This window comes from Bacteroides sp. OM08-11 (assembly GCF_003438665.1).
Lineage (GTDB): Bacteria > Bacteroidota > Bacteroidia > Bacteroidales > Bacteroidaceae > Bacteroides > Bacteroides cutis.
In genome coordinates, this window is the sequence record NZ_QSTJ01000007.1 from 190,765 (window position 1) to 207,327 (window position 16,563).

The 16,563-nt window shown below is 43.0% G+C and carries 15 protein-coding genes; 4 read left to right on the forward strand and 11 right to left on the reverse strand.

Features of this window, described 5'->3' with window-relative positions:
- Positions 1 to 5: 5 nt before the first annotated feature.
- Positions 6 to 635 carry a hypothetical protein gene (locus tag DXC10_RS13350; protein WP_117738054.1) on the reverse strand — a complete coding sequence of 210 codons (630 nt, stop codon included), beginning with the start codon at positions 633 to 635 and terminating at the stop codon, positions 6 to 8.
- Positions 636 to 895: 260 nt separating this feature from the next.
- Here DXC10_RS13350 and DXC10_RS13355 point away from each other — a divergent pair, with 260 nt between their 5' ends.
- From DXC10_RS13355 to DXC10_RS13365, 3 genes are all read left to right on the forward strand, one after another.
- On the forward strand, positions 896 to 1,495 hold the full coding sequence (locus tag DXC10_RS13355; RefSeq protein ID WP_101542525.1) for a YigZ family protein: 600 nt from the start codon (positions 896 to 898) through the stop codon (positions 1,493 to 1,495).
- A gap of 69 nt (positions 1,496 to 1,564) precedes the next feature.
- Positions 1,565 to 2,689, forward strand: coding sequence for an HpaII family restriction endonuclease (locus tag DXC10_RS13360; protein ID WP_101542526.1), 1,125 nt, complete (start codon positions 1,565 to 1,567; stop codon positions 2,687 to 2,689).
- A 5-nt stretch (positions 2,690 to 2,694) separates the two neighbouring features.
- On the forward strand, positions 2,695 to 3,258 hold the full coding sequence (locus tag DXC10_RS13365) for a nitroreductase family protein (protein WP_101542527.1): 564 nt from the start codon (positions 2,695 to 2,697) through the stop codon (positions 3,256 to 3,258).
- A 160-nt stretch (positions 3,259 to 3,418) separates the two neighbouring features.
- On the opposite strand, the gene DXC10_RS13370 is transcribed toward DXC10_RS13365, so the two are convergent.
- The 9 genes from DXC10_RS13370 to DXC10_RS13410 form a co-directional block, all read right to left on the reverse strand.
- A complete protein-coding gene (locus DXC10_RS13370; protein ID WP_101542965.1) occupies positions 3,419 to 5,749 on the reverse strand; it encodes a TonB-dependent receptor in 2,331 nt (776 codons plus the stop codon).
- 218 nt (positions 5,750 to 5,967) lie between these two features.
- Positions 5,968 to 6,348, reverse strand: a complete 381-nt coding sequence (locus tag DXC10_RS13375) for a GntR family transcriptional regulator (RefSeq protein ID WP_101542528.1) — start codon at positions 6,346 to 6,348, stop codon at positions 5,968 to 5,970.
- Positions 6,349 to 6,351: 3 nt separating this feature from the next.
- Positions 6,352 to 7,119 (reverse strand): hypothetical protein, encoded by a 768-nt coding sequence (locus DXC10_RS13380; RefSeq protein WP_101542529.1) that lies wholly within the window; start codon positions 7,117 to 7,119, stop codon positions 6,352 to 6,354.
- Entirely contained in the window at positions 7,116 to 7,946 is an 831-nt protein-coding gene (locus DXC10_RS13385; protein WP_101542966.1) for an ATP-binding cassette domain-containing protein, read from the reverse strand. Before DXC10_RS13385 ends, DXC10_RS13380 begins: the two co-directional genes overlap by 4 nt.
- A gap of 107 nt (positions 7,947 to 8,053) precedes the next feature.
- Positions 8,054 to 8,713 (reverse strand): hemolysin III family protein, encoded by a 660-nt coding sequence (locus tag DXC10_RS13390; RefSeq protein ID WP_101542530.1) that lies wholly within the window; start codon positions 8,711 to 8,713, stop codon positions 8,054 to 8,056.
- Positions 8,714 to 8,798: 85 nt separating this feature from the next.
- Complete coding sequence (gene gcvP, locus DXC10_RS13395; protein ID WP_117738055.1) at positions 8,799 to 11,645, reverse strand: aminomethyl-transferring glycine dehydrogenase; 2,847 nt, start codon at positions 11,643 to 11,645, stop codon at positions 8,799 to 8,801.
- A gap of 25 nt (positions 11,646 to 11,670) precedes the next feature.
- Entirely contained in the window at positions 11,671 to 12,309 is a 639-nt protein-coding gene (locus DXC10_RS13400; RefSeq protein WP_101542532.1) for an MBL fold metallo-hydrolase, read from the reverse strand.
- Positions 12,310 to 12,338: 29 nt separating this feature from the next.
- Positions 12,339 to 12,962, reverse strand: a complete 624-nt coding sequence (rsmG, locus tag DXC10_RS13405) for a 16S rRNA (guanine(527)-N(7))-methyltransferase RsmG (protein WP_101542533.1) — start codon at positions 12,960 to 12,962, stop codon at positions 12,339 to 12,341.
- Positions 12,963 to 12,980: 18 nt separating this feature from the next.
- Positions 12,981 to 13,838 carry a DUF3298 and DUF4163 domain-containing protein gene (locus tag DXC10_RS13410; protein ID WP_101542534.1) on the reverse strand — a complete coding sequence of 286 codons (858 nt, stop codon included), beginning with the start codon at positions 13,836 to 13,838 and terminating at the stop codon, positions 12,981 to 12,983.
- A gap of 191 nt (positions 13,839 to 14,029) precedes the next feature.
- On the opposite strand from DXC10_RS13410, the gene DXC10_RS13415 reads away from it, so the two are divergent.
- Complete coding sequence (locus tag DXC10_RS13415; protein WP_101542535.1) at positions 14,030 to 15,685, forward strand: HAD-IC family P-type ATPase; 1,656 nt, start codon at positions 14,030 to 14,032, stop codon at positions 15,683 to 15,685.
- On the opposite strand, the gene DXC10_RS13420 is transcribed toward DXC10_RS13415, so the two are convergent.
- Positions 15,682 to 16,515, reverse strand: coding sequence for a helix-turn-helix domain-containing protein (locus tag DXC10_RS13420; RefSeq protein ID WP_101542536.1), 834 nt, complete (start codon positions 16,513 to 16,515; stop codon positions 15,682 to 15,684). The genes DXC10_RS13415 and DXC10_RS13420 overlap by 4 nt on opposite strands.
- Between the last annotated feature and the right edge of the window lie 48 nt (positions 16,516 to 16,563).

Here is a 16,563-nt window from a genome sequence, read left to right on the forward strand (position 1 = left end):
TTAGTTTATTCTTGGAGATCAGTTCCTTCTATGTCTATTAGTTTTTCTTCCTGTTTTACTTCTTTTTTGGTATTGTCGGCAATTTTCTTGGTATTGTTGGCAATGGCCGCCAAGGCTCTGTACAGTTCGGCAAGCAAACGGGCAAATACTACAATGAGGAAGCCGTATATAGGCAGCAGGAAGAAGATAGTACCGGACATAGGAAGGATATACCGGATTTCATTGGCTGCGAAAACCGTGATGACCAATGAGCACAGTGTACCTATGACCCCTATGTACAGACCCAACCATTCGCCCAGTGTCTGTGTGAGATGTGAAACTACGGGAATAGCTATAAATTCGTTATCCTTCTTGATGATCTCTTTCAACCGTTCCTTACGGTTCATCCAAAGCAGAAAACTACCCCATGCACCTGCACAAATAATGATGAAAATCAATAGAAAAGCAACGATGGATTTCCCGTCGATATACTTGAACAACCCCATGTCAATAACCTTGATAAGCAGGGCTATGGGAAACAGTATATTCAATACGGCAAAGATGACGTAAAACCAACGGAAGGGTTCGCGGAAGAAACGTCCATTGTCAATGTAACCTAAAAAAGGATCGAGAAAGGTAAAGAGTTTGTTGTTCATAGTACTAAATATTAGTAGAAAGGACTTTATGGTTAAAGTTGTAAATAAGAAGTCCTGATACCTGCTTACAACCTGATAGTTCGTTTACTCTTTTCTTCTTACAAATATACGCAAATGAAAGCAAATCACAACAATCATGTGTTTCATACGTTTTGAATGTTAGTTGTTTTCAATGCTTCAAATATACATAAATTAATTATGGAAAAAATCATCGTGTCCATTTTTATGAGGAGAAATTAAATAATCTGTATCTTTGCAGCATGAGTGAAGATACGTATAAAACCATTATCGCCCCTTCTGAAGGGATTTATACAGAGAAGCGTAGCAAATTTATCGCTATCGCCCTACCTGTGTGTACAGTAGAGGAAGTGAAGGCGCATCTGGAAACTTATCAGAAGAAATACTACGATGCCCGCCATGTCTGTTATGCCTATATGCTGGGACATGAGCGGAAAGATTTCCGGGCAAATGACAACGGGGAGCCATCGGGTACGGCGGGGAAACCTATTTTGGGACAAATCAACTCCAACGAACTGACGGATATACTGATTATTGTTGTACGCTATTTCGGTGGAATAAAGTTGGGTACAAGTGGTCTGATTGTTGCTTATAAAGCTGCTGCTGCGGAAGCTATTGCCGCTGCCGCTATCGTTGAGAAAACAGTAGACGAAACTGTAACAGTTCTTTTCGAGTATCCTTTTATGAACGATGTAATGCGTATCGTTAAAGAGGAAGAACCGGAAATACTTGAACAAACTTACGATATGGATTGCCGTATGACACTCCGTATACGCCAGTCTATGATGCCGAAATTACAGGCACGACTGGAGAAAGTCGAGACATTGCACTTTGATAGGTGAAATACCAACGCTTGATATGAACAGTGAATAATAGCGTCGAGAAGAATTGAAACTAAATAAAGGAAATATATGGCATTTAGTGCAACTAAAAGAGAGTTGGGCGAACTCTACACCTTCTTTCGCCTTCTTGCCGACGGGGCGGTATCGCTCGGTATGCCGCAAGCTGTGAAAAACGATACAAAGCGCTGGCCTGTCGCGATGATACAGCGTGAAGAACATGACGGTACGCGCCGTTATTATATCAAACAGGATGAAGTACGTATAGTTACCGGTACGCTCGACAAGAATAAAACATTTATCGCCAATGCCGAAGGGGGAAGAAACTTTCCTCGTGAAGATTTTGGTGATGCGGCGGCATTGATTTTACATACGTTGAAAACTGTTTCCGGTGAAGAAATAGAAATCTCCGAAGGTCTGGAAGCTTTTCTTGATGCTGTCAATATCTACGATTTGGAGGCAAATACAGACGACCGTACGGATCTTTCCGTGGCCTTCTGGCATCCCGAAGCTCCATTAACCGGTTTCAGCGTTCGTTGCCGTCTGGCTCCTATGAACCCTTTGCTGGATGGGGGGCGTACTGCCAACCTGAAATTGGAACAAAGTGGCATCAAGTTCGCTGTACCTACAGTCAATAAAGTGAATGCTCTGCCGGAATCTCCTACGGAAGTTGCCGAACGCATGCTGATGATTGAACGTCTGGGTGGTGTGTTGAAATATTCTGATGTAGCCGACCGTGTATTCCGTTGCAATTTGTTGATGATTGACCTTCATTTCCCTCGGATGTTGGCCGAAATGGTACGTATTATGCATTTAGATGGTATCACCCGCGTTAGTGAACTGACCGAGCGTATCAAAGAAATGAACGTCCTGAAGATAAAAGACGAATTGATAAACAAACATGGTTTTTACGAGTTCAAGATGAAGCAGTTCCTGCTTGCCCTTGCTTTGGGTATGCGCCCTGCCAAGATCTACAACGGTACGGATTCGGCAGTTGGGGGTATGTTTCTGACAGACGGCAATGGCGAAGTTCTTTGTTACCATAAATCGGAGAGACAGACTTTCGCTGATTTTCTCTATCAGAATTCCCGTTTTGAGAAAAGTTCGGTGGATAAGGACAAATATGGTTTCTTGGAGCGTGAGAACGGAGTCTATTATTTCAAACTGAATGTAAAGATTGGATTGATAAAAAGATAGTAGTTATGAATGAAGTATTGGAAAACATCAGGTCACGCCGTAGTGTGCGTGTCTATACAGAACAACAAGTTTCTGCAGAAGATTTGAACCTGATTCTTGAAGCGGCTGCATATGCACCCAACGGAATGCATCTTGAAACCTGGCACTTCACCGCTATACAGAATGAGGAAGTGTTGGTAAAGCTGAACGAGAAAATAAAAGGTGCTTTTGCCAAAAGTAATGAACCTCGTTTACAAGAACGTGGTCATAGCCGGACGTATTGTTGCTATTACCATGCGCCTACGCTTGTCATTGTTTCCAATGAACCTACACAGTGGTGGGCGTCTATGGATTGTGCCTGTGCTTTAGAGAATATCTTTCTTGCTGCCAAATCTTTAGGTATCGGTTCTTGCTGGATAAATCAGTTGGGACAGACATGTGATGATCCTGATGTGCGGGCTTACCTGACCGAGCTCGGAGTTCCCGAAAACCATCGTGTTTATGGCTGTGCGGCATTGGGTTATGCGCCTGTCGATGCCCTTGTGAAGGAAAAGAAACTGGCGGAGGGGACAATAACATATATCAAATAACTAAAGGTATTTGATATATGTGAGATGTTCCTTTTAAAAAGCCCGCAGGGAAGATGGCAGATAGGTAATTAATGAATTATACATGAAGCAATAAGTATAATTCTGCCATCTTTCCCCTTGGGCATCCTTTCCTCACGGAGAGGAGCTATAAGAATTCCGTTTATCTCTGCATATTGATGATACCGCTATCCGTATCACTGTTATTCAGTCCCTTGTTTCCTGCCTTGTGTTTACGGCCGAATTCAAATGTATATCCTATACGGAGTATAAACATCTGCCCAGTTTCTTTTACAAACGTTTCCGAATGGAAGGGGGCTACTGTACTGATCCGCTCTTTTCCCACCTTATAATTGTTGGTAAACGGAAACAACACTCCAAATCCTACTTGCAGATTTTGCCGGGTATACATCGCCGTGAGTGCCATTTGGTTCTCGCTTTTCTTTATGGTTTCTCCGAACAGGTAATTCTGAACTTTCCGGAACTGTCCGCCTAAAGAGAAACTTCTGTACTGTAACTCCATCATCAGGTTATAATAGAAGTCATTATATGTATGGTTATAGTTCACCCCTTCCGACCAAGTACGGTTACATCCTATCGCTGCATAAAGCGTGAGGAAATTTTTCAGTCCGAACAAGTCCGCTCCATTCGTACCAACCATCAACTCTGCATTGAAGTTTTGATATGAGCGTTGGTTTTCATCCATCAATATCAGCTTGCCGTTTTCCACGAATACACTTTCCATGATAGGATTGTCATAATATTGATGGCGTACACTCAGATTGAAATTGAATTTCTTCTTGGAATAGCTGTATGACAATGAATTGGTAAATTGTTGATAAGTTTTCAATAATGGATTTCCCCGTACAATCTGTATGGTATCCATAGCTTGTTCCACATCCGTCAGCGAACCGAGTGATGGGATAGCAGGACTGATGTTGAAACGATAACGCAGGAACCCCCATTTCTTGAGATTATAGCTCAGTCGCAGAGTGGGAGTGAAGGTGTAGTAAGTATGGTCTTCATCCCCTTCCTTGAACCATGCGCGCGTCATACCCACACTGCCTGCGTAGCTGAAATTTCTCACTTTACCTTGTAGTTCAAAAAAGGCGGAACTTTGTGACTGATTCATCTTGGAGGTGGTAGGGTTGGAACCGGTATATTCATTCTCTGTGCGCATCTGGTAATGGCGTACACCCCCACTTAATTGCAGGTTAGTAAAACGTTTCTCGTAGATGGCTTCACCGATGATGGAACGTTTGTCACCATTTACAAATGTCAGGATATCCGCTACCGGGTCGTTCTCATCTTTATATTCCTTATACTTACGATTATTCTTGCTATGGATCAGCGTACCCGTAACGTTCAACTGGATACTTTGTTGGCGGGGCAGTAGATACTGAAAATACAGGTCGAGTGCCGGAGAATAGCTGGATGTATGGTTATGGACATACGAATAGATATATTCTGTACTACCTTTCGCCCACATTTTGTTCAGTTGTTGTTCGTAGGGGGCATTGTAAAGGTTGTTGCGGAAGATGGTGTTGAATACATACCTGTCCGTTTTTGTCAAATTGTACGTCAGGTTCAGATTGTTGGTAAAGCTGAGAGCAGGCGATTTGTCCTGTATACCTTCTTTCAAACGGTCGATAGTGCGGTCACCCAGATAGAACGTTTCGTGAGATACCAGCCGGTCATGGCGCTTTCCGTTCTTGTTGAAATAGTCGATGCCCCATTCGGAATTCTTATAGTTGAACTTTACCGCCAGGAAGTTTTCACCCCATAGCACATGAGGAGAGTCGGAGAGCTGGAAGTTTACGACTCCGCCCGTTTCGCGGCGGCACAGGATAATATTGACGACAGCCCCCAGTTCTTCGTCCCCATATTGCTTGCCGGGATCTTCGATGAACTCTACCCGCAATACATCTTTTGCTCTTACAGCCGCCAACTCTTTCTCTGTTACTTTGATACCATTGATCCGGGTTTGTACATCACCGCCGCCACTCACACTCATACTGTTGCTGAGTTTGTCTACTTGTAGGCGCGAGATACCCAGATTATTCAGTAAGTCGTATGCGCCGAATGAGCGTTTCAACTGGTTTTCGGTAGGCAGAATAATCTGGCGGTCTACCCGCTGCACTGTATTGCTGGCAGATACGGTGACTTCACCCAGATTTACGGCATTTTCCTCCAACTGCACATCACCCAGGTCGAGACTTTTATTCAGGTTTAACAGAATCACTTCATTCCGGTAACCGATAAAAGAGATATCCAGACGGTAATTACCCTGCTTGATTTTATTGAGAGTAAATTTCCCTTGTGCATCCGACGTTACTCCGGTCACCAGAGTAGAGTCCGTTGTCCATAAAGATACATTAGCTGCCATAATCGTCTCTTGCGAGGCATCCGTTACGCGGCCTTTGATGGAAAAGTTCTGTGCCTGCGTACTGAGTACGAAGAAGAATGCCGGAAGTAAAAAAAGTTTTGTTTTCATATCCATTGGTATTGGTAGATTTCTTTCAGTTTAAAGACATGAAGTCCACTCTTCCCTGATAGGAAAGATTTTATTGTGTATAAACCAGTTATTTATCTTCTCTTCGTCAGTACGATGGAAGTCAGGATTGCATGAAGGAATTAATATCGTACATCAGTGCAAAAACTTTGACTACAATAAGTACAAAAAGAAGTCCGAAGGTAATCCATAATGCAGTCTTAGCGTATCTCTTCATGAACCGTCTTTTTAAGTTTGTTATATCGTTCTATTATTTCTTCTATACCGATGCCGAGTAATTCCATATTGCGGAATGTATCGGCCAGTTGATTATCAAAGAACTCTTTCTTCTGTATCTTCATCACCTTCTTCATCGCATCTTTGGAGAGATAAAATCCCATTCCCCGTTCCGGATAGATGATATCTTCGGCTTGCAGATACTCGTAAGCTTTCAGTACGGTACGTGAATTGACAGCAAGCAGTGTGGAAAGTTCCCTGACGGAGACTATACGTTCTTCCGCTCGCCACTCGTGTGTGAGTATCTTACTGAAGCAGAAATCGACAATCTGTTGGTATATTGGCTTATTGGTCTTGAACTCCATGGTTTACAATTGTTTTTCTTTGAGCAGGAAATAACTTGATATCCATGAGCCAAGTACTACACATATAGGAGCTGCATAGTTGCAGAAGGTCACAATCGCTTGCGTTGTAGCGGATAACGGGTAGTTAGTCTTCGGCCACGCAGTGATATTGTTCAGCCAGTATCCTTCGGGACTCGTATCAGGCATAAGAGATGCTGCCAGTAATACAATCCCGATACTTACGGCGATGATAATGACAAATAGTGCGAAACTTTTCAGTAGTAATTGCCGTTTGAAAGCAAAAAATCCAATGAAACACACAGATTGGAAGATACAAAAAGTCAGTATTTGTTCCTTTTTTATTTCGCAGGGGAAGATGTGTTTTGCGAAAAATTGCAGAAAATCACTGCCACTTATTAGGAAAATCATCTTCAAACAGAGTAAAGAAAGTACGCAGAAGATAGGAAAGAGCAAAAAGTATTTTATCCAGATATGCATGAACTTTTCAAAAGTAGATGCCGGCAGTAATATATCAAGAGTTGCCGTGTGTTTGCTCAAGTTTGTTTCCAGCAGACAAGGAGCGGCAAAAAGGAAATATAATATGTACTGGCACAGATTATCGGCAGATGTGAACTTGCCGTAATAACTTCCACCACGATTGATATCGTAGAGAATGCACAATATACATATACTCAATACGATGGTTCCACTCCAAAGTAGATGCTTACCGGTTTCGGCTCTCTTATACCGTTCCAGCAACAGGAAACGTTTCAGATTAAATGTTTCGTTCATTTCGTTCGTTTTATGGAAGTGAGACACACTGATTGCTGTAACACCGCTTTATATAACAGTTCGATATCCGGGGTATTTTCCTCTTTTTTCTCATTAGGCAGGATAGAAAAGTATCCTGATAAATCTTGTTCACTGTATAGGCTTTCTTCCGGAATGCTATCGGTCCGTACAAAGAGAAAATTGTTGCTAATTTCGTCCAACGAACTGTCCAGTAAAATTTTACCTTCTCCCAAGATAATAAGATGATCGAACAGGTTTTCAAAATCATGTGCCTGATGTGTGGAGATAAGCAAAGTACTTTCATCGTCCATACTCCGGCTGATGATGCGTTTCAAGGTTTGGCGGGAAGTGATATCCAGTCCGTTGGTCGGTTCGTCGAGTATGGTGAGAGGGGTATGTAGGGCAAGTGCGTATGCCAACATTGCCTTTTTCTGTTGTCCGTAAGATACATCGGACAGTTTTTGCCTTTCATCAATTCGTAATTCTTTCAGGTTTTGTTTGAACTCCTCTTTATTGAAGTTCGGATAGAATACGGAGTGCCTTTCAGCAAACGCTGATATGCTTTCAGAGGGCATTTGCGTTTCTTCCGGTAAGAAGAAGTATTGATTCAACAATTCGGGACGTCTTTCGGCTGTAAGGTTCCCATTCATACGACATTCGCCTTTCCAGGGAAAAAGTAACCCGCAGAGTAGATGTATCAGTGTCGTTTTTCCTACACCGTTTTCTCCTAAAAGCCCATAAATTCCATTTCCTATTTTCAAAGATATATCATTGAAAATGGGATGATTGGACTTATAACCGTAGCTTACGTTCTCTATTTCTATCATAATTTCCATAGTGTTGCACTGGTGTACAACACTGCAAACGTAAGGGATGCTTAGGAGAAAAGCAAGGATACAGAGATTTATTAGAGTATTTTAACGGTTTGATAATGTCATAGCATCTTTTCCAAGATATCCCATATTGCAATCATATGGCATATCGATCCCCCCAAAACAAAGAAGTGGAAGACGGAGTGCATGTATCGTGTGCGGATAGAATAGAGTACTGCCCCGGTGATGTAGCACACTCCTTCAGCAATAATCCACCAACAGGCAACGGGAGAAATAGCATACAATTGTTTAAAAACTACCAGTACGGATAATCCCATGAGAATGTAACATATCGTTTCCAGATGGCTATGTTCCTTCATTTTCCGGAAACTGACGACAGTACCTGCAATGGCACATAGCCAGACAAAGGTGAACAGTGACCATCCCCAAATTCCATCATTCCGCAGAGCAATGAGTGTGACAGGAGAGAAGCTGCCCGCGATATGCCAATAAATGGCGGCATGATCCCAATGCCTCAACCGTCGTTTCCATGGATTGTGATGCTTCATGGAGTGGTAAAGCGTGGAGGAAAGATAAGACCCGCCCATACCAAACAGGTACAGCCACACTCCGAAAGCTCCCCATAAGTCGCCACTCTGATAACATTTTACGAGGAACAGGGTACATACGATGACACCCATTCCCAAACCTGCTCCATGTGAAATAGAATTGATTTGTTCTTCCGACTTTGAATAAAATAACCCACTCCGTTTATTGTTCATGTGGTTACTGATTTTGAATGACACAGTTTCACGCCATTAAAAGGATAATGTACGCGGAACTGTGTCATTTATGGTAAGAAATAGCTTAGAAGCATCCGTAACATGTCGGCAACAACTTCCGGTCACCCAGCGTATTGTCTACGCGTGCTACATTCACCCAGAATTTGTTTTCGCGAACACTTTCTATCGGATAGGCTGCCTTTTCACGGGTATAACAGTGTGCCCAGTTGTCAGCCACTATCTCATACTCAGGATGCGGGGCATTTACCAATACATTATCTTCCTTATCGGCTTCCCCGTTTTTCACTTCCTGTATCTCGTTCCAGATGGTCAGCATTACGGTGATGAAGTTATCCAATTCGGCAAGACTTTCGCTTTCCGTCGGTTCTATCATCAAAGTACCGTGTACCGGGAAGGAGAGGGTAGGAGCATGATAACCGTAATCCATCAAGCGTTTGGCTATGTCGTTTTCGTTGATACCCGTTTCTTCTGCCACTTTACGGCATTCCAAAATCATTTCGTGCCCTACAAAACCATTGGTTCCGCGATAAACGATGCCGTAGGTATCTTTGAGTGAGGCAGCCAGGTAATTGGCATTCAGGATGGCAATCTTCGTGGCACGTGTCAAACCTTCGGTACCCATCATACGAATATAACCGTAGGTAATGGGCAAGATACCTGCACTGCCGAAGGGAGCAGCCGATACCTGATTAATGGAATTTCCGAATATTTTGTGTCCCGGAAGGAACGGAACCAGATGTTTTGCTACACAGATAGGTCCTACACCCGGTCCGCCGCCGCCATGAGGCGAAGCAAATGTCTTATGGAGATTCAGGTGGCAAACATCGGCACCGATGGTTCCGGGATTTGTCAGTCCTACCTGAGCGTTCATATTAGCTCCGTCCATATAGACTTGTGCGCCGCAGGCATGGATAATCCTGCAGATTTCTACGATTTCGGTTTCAAAGATACCATGCGTAGACGGGTAAGTAATCATCAACGCTGCAAGATTTTCTTTGTTTTCTTCTGCTTTGGCACGCAGGTCATTCATGTCTACATTACCCTGTTCATCACAAGCGCAAGTTACGGTAGTAAATCCCGCCTGAACGGCAGAAGCTGGATTAGTGCCGTGTGCCGAAGCCGGTATCAATACCTTGTTACGGTGTCCTTGACCGATACTTTCCAGATAGGCGCGGATCACGCGGAGTCCGGTATATTCACCCGCCGCACCGGAGTTGGGTTGCAGGCTGACGCCTGCAAAGCCTGTGATAACCTTCAGCTCTTCACTGAGATTGTGGATAAGTTCACGGTAACCTTCAGCCTGGTCTTCGGGGACAAGCGGATGCATGTTCATAAATTCAGGACGGCTGAGCGGCAACATTTCAGCGGCGGCATTCAGTTTCATGGTACAGGAACCGAGAGAAATCATGGAATGGGCCAGTGAAATATCTTTGCGGTCCAGACGCTTGATGTAACGCATCATTTCCGTTTCCGTGTGATACTTGTTGAATACCTCGTGTGTCAGGTAAGTACTTTGGCGTTTCAATGATTTCCTGATGGTGCAATTCTCCGGTACCTCGTTGGTCTTGGCATAATCTTTTCCGGCAGCGATGGCAAAGATGGAAAGGAGTACGTTGGCGGCAACTACATCCGTTGTCTCGTCGATACTCATGCCTACATCACCGTTCTTGAAATAACGGAGGTTCACTTCCTTGCTCAATGCGATGGTGCGTATCTGCTGGGCCGATACGGTGTCGGGCAATGCAAAACGGAGCGTATCAAAATACTGTTCGTTGACTTGCTTATATCCGAATTTATTGATTTCCTTTTCCAGATATACGGCAATACTGTGGATGCGTTCGGCAATGGTGCGGATACCTTCCGGACCGTGATATACGGCATAGAAACCTGCCATGGTAGCCAGTAATGCTTGAGCCGTACAGATATTGGAGGTTGCCTTTTCGCGTTTGATGTGCTGTTCGCGGGTCTGCAATGCCATGCGGTAACAAAGCTTACCATATTTATCTTTCGACCATCCGATGATACGTCCCGGCATATTACGTTTATATTCGTCGCGTGTGGCAAAGTAAGCGGCAGACGGGCCACCGTAGAACATCGGCGTACCCAGTCGTTGGCTACTTCCGAATACAATATCGGCACCCCATTCTCCCGGAGGAGTGAGTAAGGCGAGGCTCAATATATCAGCGGCTACAGCTACCTTGCAACCGGCTGCGTGTGCCTTTTCAACAAAAGCACGATAATCCTCCACACTTCCGTTGCTGTTGGGATATTGCAGTATGCAGGCAAAAGTATCCGGGGTCATTTCCATTTCATAGTACTTACCTGTACGTAGTTCGATACCTTGCGGGATGGCACGGGTAGTCATTACCGCCAGAGTTTGTGGAAAGATATTTTCATCCACAAAGACTACGTTGGCTCCCGATTTCTGCATATCGCGGGGACGTAGGCCGTACATCATTGTCACAGCTTCGGCAGCGGCGGTAGCTTCATCCAGTAAAGAACAATTGGCAAGGGGCATACCGGTAAGGTCGCATATGGCAGTCTGGAAATTCAATAGAGCTTCGAGCCGTCCTTGTGATACTTCGGTTTGATAGGGCGTATAAGAAGTGTACCAAACAGGATTTTCAAATACATTCCGTTGGATAACGGCAGGCGTAATGGTATTGTACCATCCCATACCGATATAAGTAGTGTAAATTTTGTTTTTGGCAGCCAGTCCGGCAATATGTTTTGCAAACTCATATTCCGTCATTGCTTCGGGCAGGGCTAACGGCTCTTTCAGACGGATGTTGGCGGGAATAGTTTTATCTATCAGCTCATCCAGACTTTTCACTCCGATTTTGCGGAGCATCTGTTTTTCATCTTGTTCATTAATGCCGATATGGCGGCATGCCAATAGGTCATTTTTCATGGTGATATTTGATTAAGTATTTTTGTTATCTAAAGAAGGGATTTTCCGCTTTTTCAATCCCTATGGTTGTCGGAGCACCATGCCCGGGATAAACAATCGTTTCATTGGGCAGAATGAACAAACGGCTGCAAATATGTTCTATCAGTTCGTCAAAATTACCACCGGTAAGATCGGCACGGCCGATACTCCCCTGAAACAAGACGTCACCTGAAAACATGCAATGGTCTGCCGCACAATAGTACACCAAACTACCTGGTGAGTGCCCCGGCACATGAATAGCTTCCAGTTTTGTGTTTCCGAATGCAATGATGTCACCGTCGTGCAGGTAAGTGCCCAACGGTACGGGAGATTCTTGTAATTGAAAACCGAACATACGGCTTTGTTTAGGCGCCTCGTCAATCCAAAACTCATCGGCCTGGTTAGCTTCAGCTTTCAGTCCGAATTCTTTCAGCATGAAAGGATTGCCGAAGATATGGTCAAGGTGTAGATGAGTGTTCAGCAGATGCTTTACATTCAATTGGTTGTTAATGATAAAATTCTTCAATGTTTGCTTTTCTTCTTCATAAAAACAACCGGGGTCAATAACAACCGCTTCATTGGTTTCGTCCCACAAAACATAACAGTTTTCGGGGAACATATTAAATTCAAATCTCTTTATTTTCATGATAAGATTTATGATGTCAGATTTATCAATTATCCATTACAGACATATACCACTTTCTTCGTTTCAAAAAATTCCTCCTCAAAGAATTCCTTCAAATTCCACAGGGTTGTTTTATTCTTGACAGGCATGGTTTCATGTTCCAATTCACCACCTTTCAGGCAAATCAGTCCATTGGGGAGGGCATTCTGTTGTTTGGGAGAAATATTTTTGCGAATGATTTTCAATAAATCGGTCAACGGCATTACGGCGCGGCTTACAACAAAATCGAACTGTTGTTTTTCTTCCTCAGCGCGTGCATGACGGAAAGTAACGTTTTTCAGTCCGATACTATTTGCTATTTCAGTAGCTACACGGACTTTCTTACCGATGCTGTCTACTAAATGAAATTTTACTTCCGGAAAAAGGATAGCCAAAGGGATACCCGGGAAACCTCCACCTGTGCCGAGATCCATAATCTGCGTACCCGGTCTAAAACGGATAACTTTAGCGATACCCAGCGAATGGAGCACGTGATGTTCGTATAAGTTCTCGATATCCTTGCGTGAAATAACATTTATTTTAGAATTCCAGTCCAGATAGAGATCATAAAGTGCGGCAAACTGCCTTTTTTGTTCTTCTGTCAGATTCGGAAAATACTTCAGAATAAGTTCCATTTGAATATGAATTACTATTTATGAGTTACGTACTTCGTTCAGCACCATATTGTCGTCTCCCAACAGGTGTTGCAGCATTTCATACGGCAAAGTGATTTTCACCGGTCCCATCACGTATGGAGCGATGTCATATACATTATAAAAGAAAGTAATTCCTTCTTTGCTAAGATAGAAATTCTCGGTGGGGGCCAATTCTCCGGTAGTGGCATATCCCATATCTTCCAACTCTTGGCGGGTAGTCACTTTATTGTCGGCCATCAACTGGTTCCACAATAAATCGGTCAGAGCCTCTTTATAATCACTAACGAATAAGTCATCCAGACGGATAGGGGCTAATGTACGTAAATCCATATTGAGGAAAGTTGTCATATAGATACCGTGTGCGCCACCGGTGTATTCGTTATACTCGATACGATAAACCAACAAATGTTTGAGGTATAGTTGAATATGGCTGTTGATACCCTTATAGTAAGAATACCATGCTTCCATACTGGCACCATCTTCTTTGTCCTGTTCATCTTTCTTATACATCGATTCCAAGTCTTTACGATAGTCTTCAACATACTTCTCTGTATATTTTTCTACTGCCTCTTCAGGTGTCATCGATATATACTTGTCTCCGAAACAGGCAGAAAGAAAGTAAGTATTCAGACTGTCTTTTAATTTGTTGTCGGAAGATTTTGCGGCATACGCAAAATTGATGGTAAGGTTACAAGCCGGTTTGGCGGTGTCACCGAAAAGATGAGCCGTTTCGTTCACTTGTATACTGTCAAACTCCAACGCCCCTGCGTTTTTGTTCATGATGTTACCGCAAGAAAAGAAAAAGCCGCTTGTCGCAAGCAGAAGGACAAGTAGGCTGACAGTTTGCTTTTTCATATTGAATTTCGTTTATAAATCAACATTTCGATCATAAATCTTTATCGACAAATATAGAACATATTAGTGAACTGTACGCATAAAAAGAGAAAAATCTATTCTGTATAAGGGTTAAAACTAGTTGAACAAAGCACTCATTCCGGTTGTTGCTTAATCAAAGCAGAAAAACAATAATCTAAAACATAAATTGAATGAACAATATATTCAGAAAAGCATATCCTGTATTGGATATGTACGATACAGGATGCGCTGAAAATAAACCTGATTTTTACTCGAAGTTGCGGGTTACAATCGCATGGATTTTTATGATCCTTTTGGTGGTACTTGAAAACTTTGTACATATTCCATATATCAATGTACTACAGTTGATATTGGTTATCTTTGTCCTGTTGTTTTTCAGTATCCCTTTATATAGAGGTGCATGGAGACAATTCTATGTAGGATATTATAATATGGATACACTGGCAGCAATCAGTATTACCATTACTTTTCTGTTCAGTGCATTCAATACTTTTTTCCCCGGCTTTTGGTATATTCGTGGTTTGGAGCCACATGTATATTATGAAACGATTGCTATCGTCGTAGCTATAACTCTGACCGGTAAAATGATGGAGAGACGCATTTTGCATGCTGCACCTTCCATCAGTACCCGCATTACGGGAGGGTTTATTTCCGTTATTTTTGCCTTGTCTGCCCTGACTTTCATTACCTGGATTTTTTTCGGTGGAAAAGAAGCTGTTTCCCACGGTGTATATTCAGCCATTTCCGTATGGGTGATGGCTTGCCCGTGTGCTTTGGTATTGGTGACGCCCGTTGCTTTGATGGTAGGCATAAATAGAGCATCCGAAAATCACATCCTGATAAAAGAAGCATGGGCTTTGGAACAAATGCCCGATGTGGACGTCGTTGTTTTTGATAAAACCGGTACGTTGACAGAGGGGCATCCTTCGATAACGGGGTGGCTGTGGGTACAAACCCAAGAAAAATATTTTAAAAACATTCTTCTGGCTGCCGGAATGAAAACCGATCATATCCTGATCAATTCGATCGTTTCCGTTTTGGAGAAAGATGAGAGCGTGGAACCTGCCATTCTGGAGAGTTTCGAAAAACTTTCGGAAAAGGGAGTGAAAGTGGTTTATAAAGACACGGTATACTGGGTGGGCAATCATAAACTGTTGAAAGATTATCAGGTTTATCTGTCTGATATTTTAGGTGATATGCTTGCCCAATATGAATCGGATGGGAATAGTATCATCTATTTTGGTCGTGAGAATGAGTTGATTTCCTTTGTTGCCATTAAAGATCAGATAAAACCCACATCCGCCGAAGCCGTCAAAGTACTTCGCGGACAGGATATTGAAGTCTGCATGTTGACGAGCGATGGTGAACGTACCGCTTCCTCTGTTGCCGATAGTTTGGGTATCATCCGTTATCTGTCCGATGCCTTGCCCGAAGATAAGGAGACATTTATCCATGAACTCCAGTTACAGGGTAAAACAGTGGCGATGGTGGGTGATGGCGTCAACGATACGCAAGCATTGGAAGCAGCAGATGTCAGTATTGCGATGGGTGAGGGTAAAGACATCGCCATGGAAGTCTCCATGGTAACATTGAAAACATCGGATCTTTTGTTATTACCCAAAGCATTCAGTCTGTCCCGCCAGATTACGGGATTGATAAATCAGAATCTATTCTGGGCGTTGATTTACAACTTGATAGGTATCCCTCTTGCGGCAGGTATACTTTATCCTGTTTATGGAATATTGCTTACACCTACTTTGGCAACTGTCGCCATGGCATTGGCGGGCATATCCGTAATGTTGAATAGTCTGAAATTGAAATACTAACTGTTCCTGTATTCCAGCGGACTCATCCCCATATGTCTCTTAAAATATTTTCCAAAGAATGAAGCACTGGGGAAGTTCAGCGAATAGGCTATCTCCTGAATTGTCATATTACTGGATTTCAGTTTAGCCTTGATGTCGATAATAACCACATGGGCGATGATATCCAGCACATTTCTTCCTGTAACTTGTTTTACAGTAGTACTGAGATGTTGCAGTGAAATTCCCAACTTGTGGGCGTAGAACTGTGCTCGGCGTTCACGCGTATAATTCTCGATGACCAACTGTATCAGTTCACGGCATATTTCCTCTTTCCGGCTTTTGGCACCTTTTTGTGTTTGTGGACGGCTGCTATATAGTTCGTCTATGCCATACAGGATGATGTTCAATATATTCTGCGCCATTCTCGTATTGGGCATATAGGGTCCGGTGGAGATACGTGCCAACAAGGAAAAATAATCCTTGAAATAAGAAGCGATTAATTCGTTGACAGGTATTACAGGGGTTTCCAATATATTGGAGTAGGACGACATGGTAGACTGAATTAGATTGACCCCGTTGAGGCAGTGCTCGGAAAAACCTGCAAAGCAAATCCTTACTTTTTCTTTCTGCCCGTAAAACTGGATGATAGTACCGGGAAGCAGTGTGATGAAGTCTCCCTGTTTGATTTCAGTGTCCATCAGATTGATGGATACCGTGATGGAACCTTCCGTGCAAAGGGCGAAAATACATGCTTTGAGTCGGCATGACTGCTTATATATATTCAGAATATCTTCCGTTACATCTGTCCATGCAATGATATCTACGGGTAGGTCTACTTGTGGAAATTCCATAGCTATTGTCGTCTTTAATTTGTACAAAGGTACACTTTTTTGCGAAAA